Origin of the sequence: Pedobacter polysacchareus (assembly GCF_019802255.1) — a bacterium.
Lineage (GTDB): Bacteria > Bacteroidota > Bacteroidia > Sphingobacteriales > Sphingobacteriaceae > Pedobacter > Pedobacter polysacchareus.
The window spans coordinates 404,756-426,560 of the sequence record NZ_JAHYSS010000002.1; the positions used below are offsets into that span (position 1 = coordinate 404,756).

23 protein-coding genes and 1 tRNA gene are annotated in these 21,805 nt (G+C 40.9%); 19 read left to right on the top strand and 5 right to left on the bottom strand.

What is annotated here, in order from left to right; genetic code table 11:
- Positions 1 to 12 precede the first annotated feature (12 nt).
- From K7X70_RS05630 to K7X70_RS05695, 14 genes are all read left to right on the top strand, one after another.
- Positions 13 to 2,061 carry a vWA domain-containing protein gene (locus K7X70_RS05630; RefSeq protein ID WP_222536130.1) on the top strand — a complete coding sequence of 683 codons (2,049 nt, stop codon included), beginning with the start codon at positions 13 to 15 and terminating at the stop codon, positions 2,059 to 2,061.
- Positions 2,058 to 3,317 carry a dihydroorotase gene (locus tag K7X70_RS05635; protein WP_222536131.1) on the top strand — a complete coding sequence of 420 codons (1,260 nt, stop codon included), beginning with the start codon at positions 2,058 to 2,060 and terminating at the stop codon, positions 3,315 to 3,317. Before K7X70_RS05630 ends, K7X70_RS05635 begins: the two co-directional genes overlap by 4 nt.
- On the top strand, positions 3,310 to 3,981 hold the full coding sequence (locus tag K7X70_RS05640) for a hypothetical protein (protein ID WP_062547234.1): 672 nt from the start codon (positions 3,310 to 3,312) through the stop codon (positions 3,979 to 3,981). Before K7X70_RS05635 ends, K7X70_RS05640 begins: the two co-directional genes overlap by 8 nt.
- 11 nt (positions 3,982 to 3,992) lie before the next feature.
- Positions 3,993 to 4,535, top strand: coding sequence for a DUF4199 domain-containing protein (locus K7X70_RS05645; RefSeq protein ID WP_062547235.1), 543 nt, complete (start codon positions 3,993 to 3,995; stop codon positions 4,533 to 4,535).
- Between the two features lie 99 nt (positions 4,536 to 4,634).
- Entirely contained in the window at positions 4,635 to 5,588 is a 954-nt protein-coding gene (locus tag K7X70_RS05650) for a glycosyltransferase family 2 protein (RefSeq protein WP_222536132.1), read from the top strand.
- A 3-nt stretch (positions 5,589 to 5,591) separates the two neighbouring features.
- Positions 5,592 to 6,560, top strand: a complete 969-nt coding sequence (locus tag K7X70_RS05655) for a glycosyltransferase family 2 protein (RefSeq protein ID WP_222536133.1) — start codon at positions 5,592 to 5,594, stop codon at positions 6,558 to 6,560.
- Entirely contained in the window at positions 6,557 to 7,435 is an 879-nt protein-coding gene (locus K7X70_RS05660; RefSeq protein WP_222536134.1) for a hypothetical protein, read from the top strand. Before K7X70_RS05655 ends, K7X70_RS05660 begins: the two co-directional genes overlap by 4 nt.
- An 8-nt stretch (positions 7,436 to 7,443) precedes the next feature.
- Positions 7,444 to 8,976, top strand: a complete 1,533-nt coding sequence (locus tag K7X70_RS05665; RefSeq protein WP_222536135.1) for a GH3 auxin-responsive promoter family protein — start codon at positions 7,444 to 7,446, stop codon at positions 8,974 to 8,976.
- Positions 8,973 to 10,124: a 1-deoxy-D-xylulose-5-phosphate reductoisomerase gene (locus K7X70_RS05670; RefSeq protein ID WP_222536136.1), complete on the top strand. Its 1,152-nt coding sequence runs from the start codon at positions 8,973 to 8,975 to the stop codon at positions 10,122 to 10,124. The genes K7X70_RS05665 and K7X70_RS05670 overlap by 4 nt, the downstream gene beginning before the upstream one ends.
- Before the next feature lie 37 nt (positions 10,125 to 10,161).
- Positions 10,162 to 11,496 carry an RIP metalloprotease RseP gene (gene rseP / locus K7X70_RS05675; RefSeq protein ID WP_222536137.1) on the top strand — a complete coding sequence of 445 codons (1,335 nt, stop codon included), beginning with the start codon at positions 10,162 to 10,164 and terminating at the stop codon, positions 11,494 to 11,496.
- 4 nt (positions 11,497 to 11,500) lie between these two features.
- The gene (gene hscB / locus K7X70_RS05680) at positions 11,501 to 12,037 is read left to right on the top strand and encodes a Fe-S protein assembly co-chaperone HscB (protein ID WP_222536138.1); all 537 of its coding nucleotides are present in this window, start codon (positions 11,501 to 11,503) and stop codon (positions 12,035 to 12,037) included.
- Positions 12,038 to 12,119: 82 nt separating this feature from the next.
- Positions 12,120 to 12,404 (top strand): DUF3817 domain-containing protein, encoded by a 285-nt coding sequence (locus K7X70_RS05685; protein WP_062547243.1) that lies wholly within the window; start codon positions 12,120 to 12,122, stop codon positions 12,402 to 12,404.
- Positions 12,405 to 12,464: 60 nt separating this feature from the next.
- A tRNA-Leu gene (locus K7X70_RS05690) sits at positions 12,465 to 12,544 on the top strand.
- A gap of 199 nt (positions 12,545 to 12,743) precedes the next feature.
- Complete coding sequence (locus K7X70_RS05695) at positions 12,744 to 12,908, top strand: sterol desaturase family protein (protein WP_255606929.1); 165 nt, start codon at positions 12,744 to 12,746, stop codon at positions 12,906 to 12,908.
- 18 nt (positions 12,909 to 12,926) lie between these two features.
- On the opposite strand, the gene K7X70_RS05700 is transcribed toward K7X70_RS05695, so the two are convergent.
- The gene (locus K7X70_RS05700; protein ID WP_222536139.1) at positions 12,927 to 13,202 is read right to left on the bottom strand and encodes a hypothetical protein; all 276 of its coding nucleotides are present in this window, start codon (positions 13,200 to 13,202) and stop codon (positions 12,927 to 12,929) included.
- A 449-nt stretch (positions 13,203 to 13,651) separates the two neighbouring features.
- Here K7X70_RS05700 and K7X70_RS05705 point away from each other — a divergent pair, with 449 nt between their 5' ends.
- The gene (locus K7X70_RS05705; protein WP_222536140.1) at positions 13,652 to 14,038 is read left to right on the top strand and encodes an RNA recognition motif domain-containing protein; all 387 of its coding nucleotides are present in this window, start codon (positions 13,652 to 13,654) and stop codon (positions 14,036 to 14,038) included.
- A 115-nt stretch (positions 14,039 to 14,153) separates the two neighbouring features.
- On the opposite strand, the gene K7X70_RS05710 is transcribed toward K7X70_RS05705, so the two are convergent.
- Positions 14,154 to 14,516 carry a DUF4260 domain-containing protein gene (locus K7X70_RS05710; RefSeq protein ID WP_222536141.1) on the bottom strand — a complete coding sequence of 121 codons (363 nt, stop codon included), beginning with the start codon at positions 14,514 to 14,516 and terminating at the stop codon, positions 14,154 to 14,156.
- A gap of 68 nt (positions 14,517 to 14,584) precedes the next feature.
- On the bottom strand, positions 14,585 to 15,154 hold the full coding sequence (locus K7X70_RS05715; RefSeq protein WP_222536142.1) for a Crp/Fnr family transcriptional regulator: 570 nt from the start codon (positions 15,152 to 15,154) through the stop codon (positions 14,585 to 14,587).
- Between the two features lie 238 nt (positions 15,155 to 15,392).
- Between K7X70_RS05715 and K7X70_RS05720 the strand changes: the two genes are divergently transcribed.
- A complete protein-coding gene (locus tag K7X70_RS05720) occupies positions 15,393 to 15,803 on the top strand; it encodes a VOC family protein (RefSeq protein WP_222536143.1) in 411 nt (136 codons plus the stop codon).
- 59 nt (positions 15,804 to 15,862) lie between these two features.
- On the opposite strand, the gene K7X70_RS05725 is transcribed toward K7X70_RS05720, so the two are convergent.
- Positions 15,863 to 17,599, bottom strand: coding sequence for an amidohydrolase (locus K7X70_RS05725; protein ID WP_222536144.1), 1,737 nt, complete (start codon positions 17,597 to 17,599; stop codon positions 15,863 to 15,865).
- A 63-nt stretch (positions 17,600 to 17,662) separates the two neighbouring features.
- Positions 17,663 to 18,430, bottom strand: coding sequence for a DUF2625 domain-containing protein (locus K7X70_RS05730; RefSeq protein ID WP_222536145.1), 768 nt, complete (start codon positions 18,428 to 18,430; stop codon positions 17,663 to 17,665).
- A gap of 407 nt (positions 18,431 to 18,837) precedes the next feature.
- On the opposite strand from K7X70_RS05730, the gene K7X70_RS05735 reads away from it, so the two are divergent.
- The 3 genes from K7X70_RS05735 (at position 18,838) to K7X70_RS05745 (ending at position 21,538) form a co-directional block, all read left to right on the top strand.
- Positions 18,838 to 20,466: an ABC1 kinase family protein gene (locus tag K7X70_RS05735; RefSeq protein WP_222536146.1), complete on the top strand. Its 1,629-nt coding sequence runs from the start codon at positions 18,838 to 18,840 to the stop codon at positions 20,464 to 20,466.
- Between the two features lie 146 nt (positions 20,467 to 20,612).
- On the top strand, positions 20,613 to 20,819 hold the full coding sequence (locus tag K7X70_RS05740; protein WP_222536147.1) for a hypothetical protein: 207 nt from the start codon (positions 20,613 to 20,615) through the stop codon (positions 20,817 to 20,819).
- 158 nt (positions 20,820 to 20,977) lie between these two features.
- A complete protein-coding gene (locus K7X70_RS05745) occupies positions 20,978 to 21,538 on the top strand; it encodes an HdeD family acid-resistance protein (protein WP_222536148.1) in 561 nt (186 codons plus the stop codon).
- Positions 21,539 to 21,805: the final 267 nt, after the last annotated feature.

Here is a 21,805-nt window from a genome sequence, read left to right on the forward strand (position 1 = left end):
CTTTGGTTTTTAATGAATTTCCTATACCCAGGTTTTCTTTTCGCACTGCTGGCAATAGCCATTCCTATTGTAATTCACTTATTTAATTTTAGGAAATTTAAGAAGGTATATTTCAGTAATGTACAGTTTCTTAAAGAAGCGAAAGAGCAGAATTCTTCCAGGGATAAACTTCAGCATTTATTGGTATTGGCCTGCAGGATCCTTGCGGTGATGTTCCTGGTTTTTGCTTTTGCAAGGCCATATATCCCATTGGAAACAGGCGCAGACCCTGATAAAGGGAACCTGATCAGTGTGTATATCGACAATTCCTACAGTATGGAAACGGTAAACAAGGAAGGGAATTTGCTGGACGAAGCGAAGCGCAAAGCGAAAGAAATTGCCAATGCTTATCAGCTGAATGATCAGTTTCAATTGCTGACCAATGATTTTGAAGGCAAACATCAGCGTAAATTAAATAAAGAAGCGTTTATCCAAATGCTGGAAGAACTGAAAATATCACCGGCCAGCAGAACAATGCAGCAAGTGGTCAACAGACTGCAGCAGGAAGGCGATTCCAGAAAAAATCATTTGGTTTACCTGCTATCTGATTTTCAGCAGAACTTTGTTGGAACTGAAAAGATCAAATCTGATTCCAGCATCCGCTATTCTTTCATCAGTTTAAAAGCCAATGCACTTCCAAATATCGCGGTAGATAGCGTATGGAGCTTATCTCCGGTTCATCAGCCCAAACAAGCGGAGAGATTAGTGGTGCAGCTGCATAATTATGGGGAGGAAGATGCAGCCGATATCCCTTTAAAATTAACCGTCAACCAACAGCAAAAAGCCATTAGTAACCTTAAAGTCCCTGCCGGTAAATCTATAACAGACACCCTTTCTTTTGGCGGTCTGGAGAAAGGATGGCAAAAAGGAGTGCTGAGCATTAAAGATTTTCCCATCACTTTTGATGATGAGCTGAATTTTAGTTTCCGCGTGAATAGCGAAATGAAGGTTTTGACCATTTCTGGCGATCCTACCCAGCAATTCTTAAAATCACTGTTTGCTGCTGATCCTTATTTCAAACTGACGGAAATGGCAGAGGCAAACGTCAAGTATTCCAGCTTCCCGGAATATAGTCTGATTGTACTGAATGGATTGAAACAACCTTCTTCTGGATTGGCGCAGCAGCTGAAAAGCTATGTGCAAAATGGAGGTTCCCTGGTGATTTTTCCAGATCTGGATGCAGGTGCGGTAGTTTATACGCCATTTTTAACGGCCTTATCTCTGCCTGCTATACAAGAATTAAAAACAGGGAAACCGGTCAGCAGTAGTATCGAACTCAAAGACCCTTTGTTTAAAGACGTGTTTGATCAGATTCCTGCAAATATGGACCTGCCGGTAGTGAACAGGTATTTCAGTTATCTGGAAAGAAACACCGCAGGGAAAGAAAGCATCCTGCAATTGCCATTGAGCCAAAGCCTTTTTGCAAGATACCCTGCCGGAGCAGGAAAAATATATTTGTCGGCCAGCACGCTGAGACCGGAAGATGGAAATTTATCCAGACATCCGGTGTTTGTACCGCTGCTTTTTAAAGTGGCTTTTAACAGTGCGAAAGAACAGCCGATGTATTATACCGCTGGTAAAGATGATTTGCTGGAGCAGCAGAAAACGAGTGTTGGCGCTAACCAATCGCTGGTTCTAAAATCAGCAGATGGCACAGAAATCATTCCTGAAATCCGACAAACCCCAGGAAAAACCTTGCTCTATATCGCCGATCAGCTGAAGAAACCAGGCTTCTACGACCTGAAAAGAACCGATTCGGTATTGGCTGTACTGGCCTTTAATGACAACCGACGAGAATCAGATATGCGCTATGCTACCGCTCAAAACCTGAAAGATTTATTTGCAGGACAGAAGATCGCGGTACATAATTCTGAGAAAGATGCCTTATCGTTAAATATAGAAGCAAAAAATAGCAGTATAGAGTTATGGAAACTTTGCCTAATTTTGGCTGTTGTTTTTTTAGCCATCGAAATACTATTGATCCGATTTTTTAATAAAACAAAAAACATACAAAAACCATGAATCTTCTCATCACTGGGGTAACCATTGCCGACCCAAACAGCCAGTTCCATCAAAAAACTTGTGATGTACGTGTAGAACAGGGCAAAATTACCGCCATTGGCAGTAACTTGCAGTCTTCCGGCAAGGAAGAAGTTTTTGACGGAGCAGGAGCCATTTTATCGCCAGGTTTCTTTGACCTGAACTGCTCCATTGGAGATCCTGGATTTGAAACTAAAGAGGATATTGAAACAGGAACACGTGCCGCAATGGCTGGTGGTTTCACAGGATTAGCCGTTTTACCACATACCAGACCGATTGTTCATTCCAAAGGAGAAATCGCTTATATCCTCAACAAAGCCAAAGGAAACCTGGTAGATGTATTGCCAGTAGGGGCAGTGAGCCAGGATCTGGAAGGAAAAGAATTAGCAGAGATGTACGATATGCAGCAGTCAGGTGCCGTGGCTTTCTCTGATGGCAATAAGGCGATCGCTGACGATGGATTCATGAGCCGTGCTTTGCAATACATCAAAGGCTTTAACGGCCTGATGATGGTGCATCCGGAAAATAAATCGATCTCTGGAAAATCGCAGATCAACGAAAGTAAAACCAGTGTATTGCTGGGCATGAAAGGCGTTCCGGCATTAGCCGAAGAGATGCACATCAGCAGGGATATTTTCCTGGCTGCCTATCATGAAGCCCCATTACACATTAGCAATATCTCTACTGCCGGTTCGGTAGCACTGATTAAAAAAGCTAAAAGAGACGGCTTAAAGATCAGCTGTGATGTGGCTGCGCACCATTTGGTATTCACGGAAGAGCTTTTGAATGATTTCGATAGCAATTACAAAGTGAAACCGCCATTGCGTGGGAAATCAGATGTAAGGGCATTGATCAACGGCTTGAAAGATGGTACTATTGATGCCGTATGTTCGCAGCACCGTCCGCAGGAAATAGAATTTAAAGCCGTAGAGTTTGAAATTGCCGCTTATGGCATCATCGCTTTGCAAACTGTGCTTCCATTGATGCTGAAAGCCGGATTGGATGCCACACAAATTGCAGAAAAACTGTCTATCAACCCCCGCAAATTGTTAAACCTTGCAGTTCCAGTAATTGCAGAGAATGAGATCGCCAACTTCACGGTGTATCATCCAACATTGGAATGGGAGTACAATACCACAAATAATCAATCAAAATCAGCGAATTCACCGCTTTTAAATAAGAAATTAACCGGAAAAGTTCAACTGGTATATAACAACAAACAATTACAATATGGATAATCATGTTAGAACAGCGCTAATTGCGTCGTTAGATAAATTTGCTGAGGTTTCTGGAATAGATTCCATCAAATTAGAAGAGGGGTTGATCGAAGTATTCAGTAAAGATCTTGGCTTCCTGGAAAAAGTGGAAGAATTTGACGAAGTATTCAACGAATATCCTGCATTTGAGCAGTTGAGAGAAGTTTTCTTCGATTTATTGATGATTAATTTCTTCGCTAATGATGTGAAAAAATTAGAAGAAGATTACCTGGAAACAGATGAGTGGGCAGATATTGAAGAAGAGACCATCGATAGAGGTACTGAGCTTTTAAACTTGTTGTTGTACATCAATGAGTGTCATGATGAGCGCATTAAGCCAGAGCTGGGCGACTTCCTGAAAGAATTCTTATTGGTAGAAGAGGATGAGTTCCAGGACGAATTCCATATCTATGAAGATTTAATTACCAACCAAAACCTGGTAGAAAGTAGTGTAGAAGATATTTGCAGCCATGTAGGTATGATCGATTTAGGAGAAGAAATGGAAGAATTATTTATTCCTTTCATGTGTTTCTTCCACCAGCCGAAAGTAAGTGAAGAGGTAATCAAAGATTTACAGGAATATAGCCCTAATAAAGAATTTGATGTTGCAGTTTATACGTTAATTGCTAATTTTAACAAAAACTAAAACCTTTATATATGCACCAAAACTTAATTGAGTTAGAGAAGAAGCCTAATAAACTGGCTTTTCAGGCAGCTATTGCTTTCGCTTTATACTTTTTTGTATTGATTTTTGTGTTTAAATTTCTGAACATCAGTCCAGCAAATACACATTTGTCTACCGCTTCTAAAGTAGTGAGCCAGTTGTTGTCTTATGTGCCTTTCTTTTTAGCGATTGTCTATGTACAAGCGAACCATAAAAAGGAATTAGGGGATTATATGACCTTTAACCGCGGTTTTTCTGCTGGATTTAAAGTGGCTGCTTACGCTGGATTATTGCTTTTTCTGGTACAGGTGATTTATTATTTTGTAGATAAATCTGCTACTGATGAGTTGCTTGCCGCTGCAATTGAGCAAGCGGATGGTGATGAGCAAAAAGTGAAAGGTGTAGAAATGATGCGCCCTTATATGGGACTGTTTGTTGGTTTTGGAACCGCGATGACTTATACCATTATAGGTTTGGTTGCGAGCTTAATTGGCGCCGCAGTTTTCAAGAAGGAAAGACCCTTTGACGTAGATTAAAGTAATTTAACCTATGTATTTATAAATACACAACGTGCAGTTTTATCATTTTATTTGATGAAATTTGCACGTTGCTTTTTTTTAGCACGTTATTAAGTCATGGATATTTCTATTGTAGTTCCTTTATATAATGAAGAAGAGTCTCTTCCGGAGTTAACTTCCTGGATTGCTAAGGTGATGGAAGCGAATAACTTCTCTTACGAAATCCTGTTTGTTGATGATGGAAGTACCGATACTTCCTGGGCAGTGATTGAAGAATTAAAAACTCAGTTTAATGCGGTAAAAGGCATTAAATTCAGGAGGAATTATGGTAAATCAGCGGCGCTGAATGTTGCTTTTGAAGCGGCACAGGGTGATGTCATCATCACTATGGATGCAGATTTACAGGATAGTCCCGATGAGATTCCGGAATTATTCCGCAGGATCAAAGAAGAAAAGCTGGACATCATCTCCGGATGGAAGAAAAAGCGTTACGATCCGATTTCAAAAACTATTCCTACTAAATTGTTCAATGCGGCGACCAGAAAAATGTCTGGAATTCAGCTGAATGATTTCAATTGCGGCTTAAAAGCCTACCGTAAAGAGGTGGTGAAAACCATCGAAGTTTACGGAGAAATGCACCGTTATATTCCTGTAATTGCAAAATGGGCCGGTTTTAAAAAGATCGGTGAGCAGGTGGTAGAACACAGGGCAAGGAAATACGGTGTCACTAAATTCGGACTGAGCAGGTTTATAAACGGCTTCCTGGATTTATTGTCGATCTTTTTTGTGGGCAAGTTTGGTAAAAGACCAATGCACTTTTTTGGTTCATTAGGGGTGTTGAGTTTCCTTTTGGGAACCATCATGGCGCTTTGGATGATCGGTGTAAAATTATACCATATCGCGATGCTGATTCCTTATAAAAGGGAAATCACCGACCAACCTTTGTTTTACATTGCATTAGTGGCCATTATTTTAGGTTCTCAACTGTTCCTTACTGGATTTGTGGCAGAACTGGTGACCAGAAATGCACCGGAAAGAAATGCTTATCTGATTGAAAAGGAGATACTTTAAGCCATGTTTTTTTCTATAATTATCCCGCTATATAATCGTCCGCAGGAAATAGATGAATTGCTGAGTACCTTAACGAAGCAGACTTACCTTCAGTTTGAGGTGCTGGTGATCGAGGATGGCTCTACCAATGATGCGAAAGCCATTGTAGCGAAATACGAGAATAAACTGGACATTAAGTATTTTTTTAAGCCTAATGCCGGACAAGGTTTCGCCAGGAACTATGGTTTTGAGCGTGCCAAAGGGGATTACTTCGTCATCTTTGATTCTGATTGTCTGATTCCTGAGGATTATCTGGAAACAGTAAAAGACTACCTTTTTGAGCACCATCTGGATGCGTATGGCGGTCCGGATGCAGCACATGAGACTTTTACGCCGGTTCAGAAAGCGATCAGTTACGCCATGACTTCTCCATTTACCACCGGAGGGATCAGGGGAAATAAGAAACACATCGGCCAATTCCATCCTAGAAGCTTCAATATGGGAGTTTCCAGAGCGGTATGGGAGAAAGTTGGTGGTTTTATTCTGACGCGTTTAGGAGAAGACATTGAATATAGCATCCGAATCCATGAAAATGGCTTTAAGATCGGACTCATTCCTGCAGCTAAAGTTTTTCATAAGCGAAGAACCAGCTTCGGGCAGTTTTATAAACAGCTCCACTTTTTTGGCAGGGCAAGGATCAATATCTACAAGCATTTTCCTTCGGAACTGAAATTGGTACATTTCTTCCCTGCAGTTTTTACCTGTGGCGTGATCTTTACAATATTGATGAATTTCGTTTGGCCACCATTGGCCTTTATCTGTAACTTTATATTGTTGCTGTACTTTGCGATGATCTTTTTTCATTCCTGGCAAGTCAACAAATCTTTAAAAGTTGCATTTTTTAGTATCATTGCATCATTCATTCAACTAACCGCTTATGGGTTAGGGTTTATGCAAGATTTTTTTAAGCGTGTAGTATTTAAACAACCATGATAAATTTTTTAAAGGAGAGTACGTTTACGGTGAAGGATGTGATCATGCAGGCCTGGATCGTGACGCGCGACAATTATTTTTCTATTGCCACCCTGTGTTTTCTGGTTTTTATAACCGTTTCCACCTCTACTTTTATGGCCTTCTTTATGGGAGAACTCCCAACTGGCGTAAGGGTAGTGATGCTGCTGATCTTCGTGTTATTATATTGTATCGTTAACCTTTCCCTGTTGAAATACATTTTCCGCCTGCTGGATAAGGAAGACGACAGGGACATTCAAATAATTGAAACTTTACCCACCAGAACAGAGATCATTCGTTTCCTGGTAGGTACTGTGTATTTTGGAATCAGTATTTTCCTGGTAGGCATCTTGCTATTGCCAGTATTGTACGTTTTAGACCTGATTTTAAAGTTTGCCGTGAACCAGGGATTCATCGGTAATTTCACGGCTGCGGGTAAAGTGATTGTCAATATTGCAGTCGCGATTGCGATATTAAGCATCTTCTTTACCTTCATCAGGATTATTTTCTTCCCTTTCTTTATCATCGATAAACATGTACATCCGTTCGAATCGATTAAGCTAAGTTTAGCCACTACCAAAGGGAACTTCATTAAATTGCTGTTCATTTTCGGAGGCTTTGTACTGATTCAGGCAATTGTATTCGGGTTTTTCTATATCGTAGTGGTGAGTGGTTTTCAATTGATCAGTTTGATTTTTAACTACGAGATTTACTCTTACGTTTCTTTATTTACAGCTATTTTCAGTTCCTTTATTGTGGTGCCATTCTCCACAGCTTTAGTCACAGTGGCGTATCGCCGAATGGTTAAAGAATATAAAGGAGATGAACATCCTGATATTTTACACAACATCGTTTAAGAAATGTTATGGGATTAAAAGCGGCATTAAGTAAACCGTTTGCGGCACTGGTAGTCAGGGGCATCAATAAATGGAAAAAAAATGCAGTTTCTGCGCAGCAGACCATTCTTGCGCAGCTCATTGATTCCTCAAAAAATACGGCTTTCGGTAAAGACCATGGTTTCGGGGAAATCCGCAGCTATGAAGATTTTAAAAAACAGGTTCCTTTAAGGGATTACGAAGCTTTAAGGCCTTATATTGATCGGGTAGTGGCCGGGGAATCCGATGTGATGTGGAAAGGTAAACCACAGTATTTCGCGAAAACATCAGGCACTACTTCTGGCGTAAAATACATTCCTATTTCTAAGGAATCCATGCCTGAGCACATCAGGGCGGCAAGGAATGCTTTATTAACCTACATCCATGAAACGGGTAAGGTAGGGTTCATCAATGGAAAAATGATCTTTTTACAAGGCAGTCCGGTGATGACGAAGAAAAACGGCATTAACGTAGGCCGCTTGTCGGGCATTGTCGCACACCTTGTTCCTAAATACCTGCAGAAAAACAGGCTTCCTTCTTATGAAACCAATTGTATTGAAGATTGGGAAGAGAAAGTAGATGCGATCGTAAAAGAAACTATTCAGGAAAATATGACGCTGATCTCGGGCATTCCGCCATGGGTGCAGATGTATTTTGATAAGCTGCAGGAGAAATCCGGTGGTAAAAAGATCAAAGATATTTTCCCTGAGTTCAGTCTTTTCGTCTATGGAGGAGTGAATTACGAGCCTTACCGCTCAAAAATCGAAGAAAGCATCGGCAGAAAAATTGATGCGATCGAAACTTATCCGGCTTCAGAAGGGTTTATTGCTTATCAGGATAGCCAGAAGGATAAAAGTTTGTTATTACTGGCGAAAGCAGGGATCTTTTATGAGTTCGTACCAGTTGATGAATATTACAATGAAAATCCGACGCGTTTGAGCTTGGGAGAGGTGGAGCTGGAAAAAAATTATGCTTTAATCCTGAATACCAATGCGGGCTTATGGGGATACAGCATCGGAGATACTGTTAAATTTGTCTCCAAAGATCCTTATAAGATTATGGTGACGGGCAGGATCAAGCATTTTATCTCCGCTTTCGGAGAACATGTAATCGGCGAAGAGGTGGAACATGCACTTTTAACCGTGGCCAATGAAGAAGGGGTAGGTATCACTGAATTTACGGTGGCGCCGCAAGTGAATACCCCGCATGGAGAATTGCCTTACCATGAGTGGTTTGTAGAGTTTTCGGCTGCGCCAAAAGACCTGCTGGCTTTCAGTAAAAAGGTAGATCAGGCCTTACAAAAGAAGAATATTTACTATTTTGACCTCATTGAGGGTAAAATATTGCAACCTTTAATCATTCGTTCCCTTCAAAAAGACGCTTTTGTGAACTATATGAGGGCGGAAGGTAAGCTGGGTGGACAGAATAAAGTGCCCCGTTTATCAAATGACAGGAAGATTGCAGAGGTTTTAAGTAGTTTTACAATTCGTCAGACAGACGAAGAACAGGGAGAATTTAATTGAAGAACATATCAATATTAGGGTCTACAGGATCTGTAGGCACTCAAGCCTTGGAGGTAGTACAGGCAAACCCTGGATTATACAAGGTGTTAGCGTTAAGCGCTCAATGCAATGCCAGTTTACTGATCAGTCAGGCTTTAACATTTGCGCCTGAGCTTGTTGTAATTGGTGATGAAAGTCAGTATCTGACGGTGAAAACTGCCCTGGCAGGAACTTCAATCAAAGTATTGGCGGGTGAAGCTGCTCTATGTGAAGCTGCGGCTTTAGCAGGAGTAGATGTGGTACTGACCGCTGTGGTAGGTTCTGCAGGTTTAAAACCAACCATCGCTGCGATTGAAGCTGGAAAAGACATCGCCCTGGCCAATAAAGAAACTTTAGTAGTGGCTGGTGATTTGATTACCAGCTTAGCGAAAAAACATGGGGTAAAGATCATTCCTGTGGATTCAGAGCATTCCGCAATTTTCCAATGCCTGGTAGGTGAAGGAAATGAAGCGCTCGAAAAGATTTACCTGACCGCTTCTGGTGGCCCTTTCAGAGGGAAAGACCGCGAGTTTCTAGCCAATGTAACCAAAGCACAAGCCTTAAAACACCCGAATTGGGTGATGGGTGCCAAAATCACTATAGATTCTGCTTCTTTAATGAACAAAGGATTGGAAGTGATTGAAGCGAAATGGTTATTTGACCTGGAAGCCGATCAGATTGATGTCATCGTACACCCACAGTCGATAGTTCATTCTATTGCGCAATTTAAAGATGGTTCTATGAAGGCGCAAATGGGCGTTCCCGACATGAAACTGCCAATTCATTACGCTTTAGCTTACCCGGAAAGAATAAGTACGGATTTTAAGCGTTTTAACTTTCTGGAGTACCCGGAACTGACCTTTTACCCGGCGGATAACGAAACCTTTAGAAATCTTGACCTGGCGTATACTGCTTTGAGAAAAGGAGGGAATATGCCATGTATCATTAATGCGGCCAATGAAGTGGTAGTAAACGCGTTTTTACACGATAAAATCGGCTTTTTGGAGATGAGTGAGGTCATAGAAAAATGTATGGAAGGGATTGCATTTATCGAGGCACCAGGGCTGGAGAATTATCTGGAAACAGATCAGCATACGCGTATATTTGCGAATCAACTAGTAACAAAATAAGAATTAACGAATCAAAATTAAAACATTAATATAAGATATGAGCGGATTGATTATGGCAGCCCAGTTGCTTCTAGGGTTATCGATACTGGTAATTTTACACGAATTAGGACATTTTCTGGCGGCACGTGCCTTTGGGATTAAAGTAGAAAAGTTTTATTTGTTCTTTGACGCCTGGGGCTTCAAATTATTTAGCTTCAAACGTGGTGATTGTGAATACGGAATAGGATGGCTGCCTTTAGGTGGTTATGTGAAAATTGCAGGGATGATCGATGAATCGATGGATACTGAGCAGATGAAACAACCAGCGCAGCCATGGGAATTCAGGTCTAAACCAGCTTGGCAACGTCTGATTGTGATGTTAGGTGGTGTAATTGTCAACATTGTGGTAGGTATCTTCATTTTCTGGATGATGACCTTCAAATATGGAGAAACATACATTCCAAACAGTTCTGTACTGGTAGGAATTAATCCTGGAGAGATCGGTAAAGAAATCGGTTTACAAAGAGGAGATAGGGTAATTGCTGTAAATGGCAAGAAAGTGATTCGTTTTGAAGAACTGATCAGCTCTAAAGTATTGCTTGGAAATACCACTTTGACAGTGGTTCGAGGTAATAAAACCTTAGACATTAAAGTTCCTGATAACATCTTGAATAAAGTATCTGACCAGGGAATTGAAGCCTTTATTAGCCGTGTGCCACTAAGAACGGCAACGGTCGATAGTGTGATTGCAGGCAAACCTGCTGCTGTTTCAGGTGTGTTAAAAGGTGACCAGATTGTGGCCATCAACCAACAACCTGTTAAAAGTGACATTGATGTTCGCGAACTGATCTTAAAAAACAAAGGTAAAACGACTGATTTTACGATCAACCGTGCGGGAACAGCTTTAGATCTAAAGATTCCTGTGGACACTGCAGGTACCATCGGCTTTGCCTTTAACCCAAATGAGATTAAACAGGAAACTATCAAATATAGCTTGCTTGCAGCGCTTCCTATCGGAGTAGATCAGGCATGGAAAACTTTCAGCGACAATGCGAAAGGAATCTGGAAAGTATTAACCGGAAAAATCAATGCCAATAAAGCCTTCTCAGGTCCTGTAGAGATCGCACGTAAGGTTTATGGCGGTGAGTGGATCTGGGCTAGGTTCTGGGCTTCAACAGGCTTTATTTCCATCGCATTGGCATTTATGAACTTACTACCTATTCCAGCATTGGATGGTGGACACGTAGTATTTCTATTGATTGAAATGGTAAAGGGAAAACCACTGGGTGATAAATTTATGGAGCGTGCACAAATGGTAGGCTTCATGATGTTACTGGCATTAATGGTCTTCGTATTGGGGAACGACTTGTTCAAAGTGTTCTTCAAACCTTAAAGCAATGGTAGATTACTTTGAATTTTACGGTTTACCCGTTACTTTTCATCCCGATGCTGCGGAGATCAAGAGAAAGTTTTATGAGCTGAGCAAAAAGTATCATCCGGATTTCTATATCAATGAACCGGAGGAGAAACAAGCAGAAGTGTTGGAACTGAGTACGATCAATAATAAAGCATACCAGGTGTTAAGTAATCCTCAAAAAAGGGTGCATTACATCCTGGAATTGAAAGGACAGTTGGTCGAAGGAGAGAATTATAGCCTTCCTCAGTCTTTTCTAATGGAAATGATGGACGTGAATGAGGCACTGATGGATTTACAATTTGATCCGGATGCAGCGCGTTTAGCCGCCTTAAAAACTGAGGTAGACGAAATAGAAAAGGGCTTAAGTGATCAAATCGCTGCCCTGACGACTTCTTTTGAACTTAAGGATAAGGAAGCCCAGCTTCGCATCCTGTCCGCTATAAAAGATTTATATTACCGCAATAAATACTTATACCGAATCCGGGAAAGTATCAAAAAGGCAGAATCTGCCGCATAAGGTGTTACGGCATTGTAAAAAAGCCTGTTCGGGCTTTTTTACAATGTTTGTTTGAGGTACTTTTGAGCTCAAACCCATTTATATGAACACACTATCCATTTTTAGAAAAGTTGCCGTAGCTGAAGGGCTGTCTTACCTGCTGTTGTTATTTATAGCAATGCCATTGAAATATTGGGCTGATATGCCGCTAGCGGTGAAATATACCGGCTGGGCGCATGGCTTACTGTTTGTGATGTACATCGTGATCCTAATCATGGCCTGGACAGAGTATAAGTGGAATTTTAAAAAAGTAGCCATGATTGGCGCCGCTTCTTTACTTCCTTTTGCACCATTTATAGTGGACAAAAAGTTAAAAGAAGAAAACTAAAATAAAAATTTGCATTTATAAAACAAGTTCCTATATTTGCAACCCGCTAAAGAAGCAAATGCCCGGATGGCGGAATTGGTAGACGCGCTGGTCTCAAACACCTGTGGGAAACCGTGCCGGTTCGACTCCGGCTCCGGGTACATTGGAAAGCCTTAGAGAAATCTAAGGCTTTTTTGGTTTCACAATTACCTTCACCATTATTTCCTTCTCATCAGATTTGCTTTCGGCTATCATTAATGTTAGCGCAACCAATGCATTGCCTGCAATGCGTTTTAATTCATCGGGTTTATAGAGGACGCTGTTCTTGTTCAGAAACCAAGGTAAGCAGCAATCCGTTTATTGCTTTCAGAAAAGGAATGGTTTTTAACCACAAAGTATAAAAGGCTGGAACGATGGTTTATCGGAACAACCGCATTTCACAATCAGCATCACCTTAATGAACGACAAAATTTTGGTTTTTATACCTCTATTCGGGATCGTTTGTTTGGAACATACAAGCATTAACTATGTAGATTACTGTCTTTAGATGTTTAAGGCTTTCGCTTCATCCCAGCATGCAACACACAATATTTTGTAATCACATCCCAAAAACCATTGCTCTTGTTCTGCATCATTGGTAACTTTTGATAATTTGCCTGCGCATTCATTGCACCAAGCATCTGGTCGACCTAAATCGTCGTCGTTATATTCATGAAATCCTACTTGAGATTGATCCAATAAGCTATGGGCTAAATGCGTGCAAAGTAATCCGACCTCTTGTTCGCCATGAATGCTACAGGTTGTTTTCTCTTTATTCATAATTTTTTTATTAAAATTAAATTGTAACCCTCCTTTTTTCGAACTGGTTTAGTAGACGAGGATTCAAATCTATATAATATTTTTCATCCCTCAGCATACAAGGTGGCTGCCTATCGTTCTCGGTTAGCAGCTATATTTTTACTCATTACACGGCATATGTAGTTTGGGACTGAGTTATTCGTTTTCAAAATACTGATCATGAAAGCCACAAAAGCAGGTTATTTTTCACTAAATTTGCGCCATTAACAACTAGAGCAAAGGCAAATAAGAGTAATCCGGAGAAACGGTATATTGGAAAGCCTTAGAGAAATCTAAGGCTTTCCTGCTTTCTGACCATCCTGATCGGCTGCTATTCTTAAAAGAAGTCCTTATCAGCTGCTGATACCATTTGTGTTTTAGCTCTAGTGGATATGCTGCATAAGCAGCGCAAGATTATTAAAATTAAAATCATGGTAAAATTATTTGTGGTGGGTTATCCACTAGATATTCAGGAAGCTGATCTGATGGATATATTCAGCATTCATGGAAACATACACAGCATACATTTGTTAACCGACAAATTTACCCAAAGACATAAAGGCTTTGGTTTTATCGAAATGGAAGAGCAGGCAGATGCCGATAGAGCGATTGCTGCGATCAATGGCATGGTACTGAAAGGCAGAAAGATTAGCGTTAAGCTAGCGGATGAAGATAGAGCAGAGAAACCGAGAACAGTGAGGGAAAATCGCTTCAATTCTCAGGAATTGCAAGGTAATGCAAGTCAGACTGCTGATGAGCCCTTCAAAACTAAGCGCCCAAGGAAATTAATGTCAAATACGTTCAGAGCAGAGCGCTAATGAGCATGCGCTGGAGAAACAGCTATATTGTATCATTTGCCCAAAACAACAAAGCAGGAATTCAGGTTGAATTCCTGCTTTGTTGTTTTGCAGCTGGCCGGATTTTAATTATGGTTTATATTGTCCCCAGATGGGTATGTTTAAAGGAATCCCTGTATTTTAGCCCATAGCCCAGCATCCTGTCGAAAGACGAATGTGCAAACAATAGGATACCAATACTGGTCCATAGTTCCTGTTTGCTGAAAAATCCGATACCCACCACAATCAATGCAATCGCCCGATGGTGAAAGAGGTTATAAGTGACCGCACCAGTTTTTGTACCAAACAAATAACCGATCATCGAAACATCCGGACTAAAGAATAATAGTATCCAGATCCACCAGGAAAGCCCCAGCGCATGCTGAGAAAGAAAATAAATGGCCAGCGCAGTGATGGCTGCTTCTTCCACTTGAATATTGAGGTTCATTTTTTTACTCATCACCTTATCTTTTTTAATGGGTCAGGTCAAAGGTAGGGCAGGAACATTCATTTTTGAATTGACAAAAATCAAGAAGTTTTTTTTCCGCGGATGCGACTCAAGGTTTCTGGGGTCATTCCCATCATAGAAGCCAGGTATTGCAGTGGCACCTGGTGGAACAATTCGCGGTGGTGTTCAAATAACAGGTGATAACGTTCTTCTGCGGATAAGGAAATCTGGTTAAACATCCTGTTTTCCAGTGTGACAAAACACTTCCCAATAAACAGCTTTTCAAACTCGTTCCATTTCGGGATCAGATCGCCAAGTGTTAAATACTGATCATGGCTGATGGTGTATAAAGTGACATCGGTAAGCGCCTGGATGTTCCATCTGCTTGGATTTCGGAACAGAAATCCGGAAAGATCGGTCACAAAATTTCCGCTGCTGGCGATCCATTGGGTTACTTCTTTATCTGGCAGGGCGACAAACAGCCTCAAAAGACCATGCGCGATGAAGCTCAGCCTATTGCTTTGCTGCTGGACTTTCAGGAAAAATTCTCCTTTAGCTAGTTTTTCTTCCTGGAAGAGCGCAGCTAACTTCTGACAATCGTGCTGTCCAATGCTGAAATAATGATGCAGGTGGTTTTCGAGTTCCGTCATTTCTTAAATGTCTTAATCCTTTTAAAAAACAATACTACTATTATAATACTATGGTCTGAATATTGTTTTGAAATGTTTCATTTGATGCATCGGAGATTTGATTGGTTTCTATCCATAAATGGACTCAAAACCCCCTTTCTTTTGTCTCGTTTAGCCTCATGGTTTTTCTGGTAAAATACTGATATTAGTATAGTTGAGCAGAGGCTCAATAGAACCTCATGATTTAAAACCTAAGAAAATGGCAGCAGCAAAAAATCCTTTTGGATGGACAGAAATTTACGTGGAAGATATGGCAAGGGCTCAGAAATTCTACGAGACCGTATTGGCAGTAAAATTAGAAGCGATGCCTATACCAGCAGGTATGGACATAGAAAAAGATTGCGAAGATGCTTATGAAATGGTTTCTTTTCCGGGGGATATGGCTGCTCCGGGAACCAGTGGTGCATTGGTAAAGTCAAGTATGTTTAAACCAGGCTTTGGCGGGACATTGGTTTATTTCAGCTGTGAAGATTGTGCCGTAGAGATCTCCAGGGTAGTCTCCGCGGGAGGAAAAGTATTGAACGATAAAATGTCGATCGGAGAGTATGGATTTTGCGGCGTTTGTATGGACTCAGAAGGCAATGCCATCGGCTTCCATTCTATGAAATAAGCAGGAAAACAAAACAGGGCCTCCCTTAAGGGGAGACCCTGCTACAATTGAAAAACGGTTTAAATTTTTTGTTTGTAAACGGTCTTGCCTTCTTTAATCGTTTCAGTGACCTTAATGTCCTTTATTTTCAAAGGATCTATCGTAGTCGGATCTTGATCAAGAATCACTAAATCTGCAAGTTTACCTGCTTTCAGCGAGCCTTTACGGTCTTCTTCCTGATACTGATAAGCCGCATTGATGGTGATCGCTTTTAAAGCTTCCAGAGGAGTAATCTTTTCATCTGGTCCTAATATCCTGCCGGATTGCGTTCTTCTGTTTACAGCAGCATATACGGCGGTCAGCAAATCAGGGGGCGTAACTGGTGCATCATGATGAATAGTGAAGCTGATTCCTGCTTTTCTCGCAGAATTTGCCGGACTTAAAAACTGGCTTCTTTCCGGACCAAAAACGCTGGTATAATGCCAATCTCCCCAGATGTACACATGGGTAGAGAAATAGGAAGGCAATACACCAGTATCTTTAATCTTTTGAATATGGTCTGGTCTGCTGTTCTGGACATGGATTAAGGTGGCACGCATTTCAGGTTTGTAAACGCCTTCTTCTTTTAATTTGTTAAAGGCGCCCAGTGCCTGATCGATCGCTGCGTCACCATTGACGTGCAGCTGTGCGGTAAAGCCATGCTGGAATACCTTTTTCAAGCCATTGTATAAGAAGTCATCCGTAAAAGCAGGAGATCCTTTGTAGTCTTTACTGGCACCTACCGGAGGTACTAGGTAAGGAATGGTTAGCCAGGCTGTTTTTCCTTGCGGAGAACCATCTAAAGAAAATTTAAAGCCACCTAATTTTAAGCGATTCGTATACTTCATGTATTCCGGTTTAAAATCATCGATTTTATCCTTATACATATCGTAATCCGGGAAATAGACCACATCGGCAATCAGTAATTTTTTAGCTGCGGCTTCTTTTAAAAGTGGAATGCTTTCGCTCATCGATCTACCATCGCAGATTGTAGTTTGTCCATATTTTAACCACTCATCCTGCGCTTTCATCAGGTTTTGGATGGCCATAGACTCTTCTCCTGGTTTTACTTTAGGTACTGGCAGCATCGTCATCAGCTTATTTAAAGCCATGAAATTGGCATTCTCTTCCAGTTTTCCATTTAGCTTTCCTGTTTTCTTATCGCGGCCATAATGACCACCAGGAGGATCTTTAACGGTTTCAGCAATGCCTAGAAGTTTAAGCATGGCAGTGTTCACTACACTCACATGGCCGGAAGCATGTAAGGCTAAAATGGGGTGTGTATCGGAAATGGCATCCATTTCCGCCAAAGTTGGATTGGTATGCTCAACCATTAAAGCATCGTCATAACCATTGCCCAATAATGGGGTATTTGGCGGCATCGGATGGTCTTTAATATATTTTTTGATGGTTGCCTGCATGTCTGGAATTGAATTTACCGTTCCATAAGGTGCAGCACCCAGGTCTATCGCGGATTCCATACCTGCTCTGGAAGTCAGGTGGCCATGTGCATCTATAAAACCAGGCATTAGTGTTTTACCCTGGAGATCATGAAGTTCAGTTTTATCGCCTACATATTTGTCGGCTTCTGCCTTTTTTCCAGTGAATAAGATTTTCCCGTCTTTAACTACTAGGGCTTCTGCAGTAGGTGCTGCATCTTCCATCGTTAAAATTGGGCCGCCAAAGTAAATGGCATCGCCTTTATCGCCTGTGGTTTTGCTCTGACAGCTAAATAAAAGCGCCGAGACCAGCAGTTGAAAATAGTATCTTTTCTTCATAATGTATATTTATTTAACACAGGTGTTGCTTAATAGCTATACATTTATTGAAGAGAAATTGTTTTAATGTTTTTCAATTACCCCTGCTGGGTTAACTTCTTTTTGTTTCGTGATGTTAAACCTATAAAGGTCTTCTGTAGGAACGAGTTTTCTCGACACTTTTTCAATGTCCATTCCTGCTTCGGTCCATAAGTACGGTCTGAAACTATAAGATTTATTGCCATCTAGGTTGGCAATAAACTGATCCCAGGTAGACCACCTTAAACCTTTGTAAAAATCAGAAAGGTCACCATCCAGGCAAAAACGTAGAAATTCAGTGTAACCTAAACCTAAAGATTCCCATTTCAGACTGTTTGGCGCTAAGTAATAGACACTTTTTATATCCGAACCAAAAGCACCATAATTGATGGCAAAGAAACCACCGATCGCATCATCTGCAACCAGGGTGAAATCAGGCTTTTCACCATATTCTTTAATACTTTTCCCTTTATTCCATTCCGGTACAGAGCGGCTCAGCTTGGCGCTGCCTGATCCTAAAATCCTCAGCCAGCCATTGTCGATCATAATTCCTCCGGTATGGTAAATTACTGCGCCTAAAGTCGCATAAGTGGATACTTGTGCCTGGTATAAGGCAGTTTTAGCGAGTACTGAATCACATTCCAATACCTGAACTTTATTTTTTGCGGAATCCAGCCATTTTTGAACCAATGGCCATGCTGGGTCCGTAGTGTTGATGAGCTGTTCCAGGCTTTGCATTTTTTGCTGTGCAGAACTGGTCAAAGAAAAAAGAGTCAGACCGATGATGAAGGCGGATTTTAGAATGCTTTTCATAGCTATGAATATTTTTTTGTCAAAGATAAGCGCTTCTCCGAGAATAGGGCGCCTGTCTTTGTGTTTTCTTTTAAGGAAAGATGAAGCGGAATGATGATCTTAATTTTTTAGATAAATTGAGGTAGTTTGGGGCTAAATCACTGGAAATAGCCGCAGAAAAGACCTACTTGTGTTCGGGATGACACCTGCTGTCCTGTAGGGTTCGGAAGGGGTTCCGATAGGGTCTGGATAGCAAAGACCATAGCAACCCTATCCGAACCCTATCGGAACCCCTTCCGAACCCTATATTAAGGCCGATCTCTACCCGACCAGTATCCGACCAGTATTACAATACTAAGATTTAAAGCTTTTTCCTGAAACAATGGCCAGATATTTGATTGTTGTTAAACGAAAAATATCTGAAATTTATGATGGTAAATCAGAAGAAAAAACTCAAAAGAACCGTTTCATTAGTCAAAATTCTCGCAAAATATGGATTTGGCGAATTGTTGAACTATACCAACAATGACAGCAGCAATGAGTTTGCTTCTTTAACGGTTTATGAGCGGATTCGGATGACTTTAGAAGAGCTTGGGCCAACTTACGTGAAATTCGGACAGGCCTTCAGCATCAGAGAAGATCTTTTACCAAAGGAAATGATTGTTGAACTGCAGAAATTGCAGGACAATGTGGAGGCAAAGCCGATCGCTGTAAAGGAGCTATTAGCTGAAGATCTGAACATCGATCCCGAACTTTATTTTTCTCATATTGATGAATTGCCTTTTGCTTCTGCTTCGATCTCACAGGTCTATAAAGCCACTTTGGTTACTGGGGAAAACGTTATTTTGAAAATCAAACGTCCGGGGATCCGGGAAATCGTGACTTCAGACATGCTCATCATGAAAGATATTGCCAAAGTATTGATCAGTTACAGTGAAGTATTCCGCAGGATTAACCTGGTAGAAGTGCTCGAAGCCTTTGAAAAATCTATTTTTCATGAACTTTCTTTTGTGAATGAGCTGGATAATATAGAACGCTTCTCCAGGAACTTTAAAGGGCATCGATCGATTTATCTGGCCAAAGTATTTCCAGAGCTTTCCAATGATAACATCCTTTGTATGGAATTCATTCAGGGGGCTAAAATTACCGACAAGCAGGCATTAATCGGAATGGAGCTGAAACCGGCAGAGATTGCCGAAAATGGGCTGGATTTATACCTGATCCAGGTATTGGAACATGGCTTTTTCCATGCCGATCCGCATCCTGGAAACCTGATCGTCTTGCAAAGTGGACAGATTGCCTTCATTGATTTCGGTTCTATGGGCAGTATGATGCCGATTGAAAAAGAAATGCTGGAAGATTTTATTTCGCATTTTCTGGCACAGGATGCCAGAAGACTGATCATGACGCTGAAAAGAATGGCATTGCGTTTTAATGTAGCTGATGAACACCAACTGGAACGCGATATACACGGTTTCTTTACACTGCTGGAAGGGGCTTCACTCCAGGAAATGGACATCAAAGAAGTGCTCACGAAATTCTCTGCGATCTTGAATCAAAATGAAATCCTGATGCCTGACCACCTTTATCTGCTGGTTCGCGGGATTGTGCTCATTGAAGGAATAGGCAGGGCATTGGTGCCGGATTTAAATATTGTAGAAAGCCTACGGCCGTATATTCTGAAGATCGCCTTGCGAAAACTCAGTCCGGATGAAATGAAAAAGAATGCTTTAAACCTACTGAGGACGCTTACGGAGGCGATGAAAACCATGCCGGAAGAATTCCAGTCGGTATTGAGCAAGCTGAATAATGGGGAGCTGAAGGTGATTCAGGAAGTACCTCAGCTGGAGCAGACCAGAAAAATGATGAGCAGCTTGATGAACAGATTGGTGATGGCATTACTAATGTCGGCCTTACTGATCGGCTCAGCCATTTTGATTGCTGCCAACCGGCCGCCAAAATTCCATGACCTGCCAGTCCTGGCGGTGTTTGGATTAGTCCTCAGTTTCATCCTCGCCCTCTGTATTTTTATTCCCCTGATTTTTAGGAAAAAGTAACAGCATCTGTTATCAATCACAAGAATTTTTGTCAGAAATATGAAATTTTGACAATCGAAAGCCCTTGAAAAAGATAGTTTTAGAGAATTGGTACGTCTCTTGCTATCCCCAAAATGAATTATTTTATAAAAAAAGGAGGTTTTTGAATGTTAAAGAGGTTTTGCAATGATAAATATAAAAATGATCTGACCACAAATGTGGGTGATTTCCTGGAATCTTTACTAGGGGATGCGGAACTTTCCATGCTCAACCCTGCTGGGGTTCCTGCGGTAAAGCACAGTGGATCATGTGTGAAAGATACGATAGTACTTGGCTTGAATCCTCAGGAACAAGTAAATTTACACAAAGTATAAACAATTTTCCTTGTGCTGTGTTGTCCTCATAATCCCGGTCATTGTGATGGATAACGCTCTCTTATACTCACCATAAAAAATATTGGTTATGGGATTTGTTCGTCATTATGGCTATGGATTTAGCGAGGACATCAAATTTTAAATATAAAATCAATACTATGGAAACACAAGTTTTAGGAAGCATCAGAAAGACGGTCAAATATTGGTATTTACTGGGTTTATTAGGCTTAGCCTTAATTTTGGTAGGCATTTGGGTGTTTATGACGCCTTTACAGTCGTACATTACCCTCTCTATGCTTTTTGCAGTTACTTTTCTTTTTACCGGAATCATGGAGTTGGTGTATGCGATTTCCAATCGAAAGTCGCTGGATAACTGGGGCTGGTCGCTGGCCGGTGGTATTGTTGATTTTCTAATCGGTATCATGCTGGTCGCAAATCCACAGATTTCTTTATTAGTACTTCCATTTTATGTTGGTTTTGCAATTCTATTCCGCTCAATTATGGCGATAGGATGGTCAATAGAACTTAAAAAACATCATTTACCTAGCTGGGGCAGTTTATTGGGGATAGGGATCATAGGTCTGATCTTTTCTTTCATCATGCTTTGGAATCCGATTTTTGCAGGGATGACCATTGTTTTTTATACCGCTGCCTCATTTATTGTGATTGGTATATTTCAGGTTTACCTTTCATTAAGGTTAAGAAAACTTAAGGATTAATTCCGTCAATACTGAAAATTATAGATTCCCGGCAGCTATAAAATGAAAAGCGCCTGATAGGAGATTGCTCAGTACATAAGTATAAAATAGGGTGACATAAATTTAATCCTAGAAATAGGCTGCATCCAACTGGACGCAGCCTATTTTTTTTAACCTGGTATTTGAGGTTAGTTTTGTGGGGAAAAACAGGACAATATAGTCGTTTCATAGGTAATTAAAATACCTGAAATCAAGGTGTAAATACGTTTTTTTTAGCTGAGAAATAGC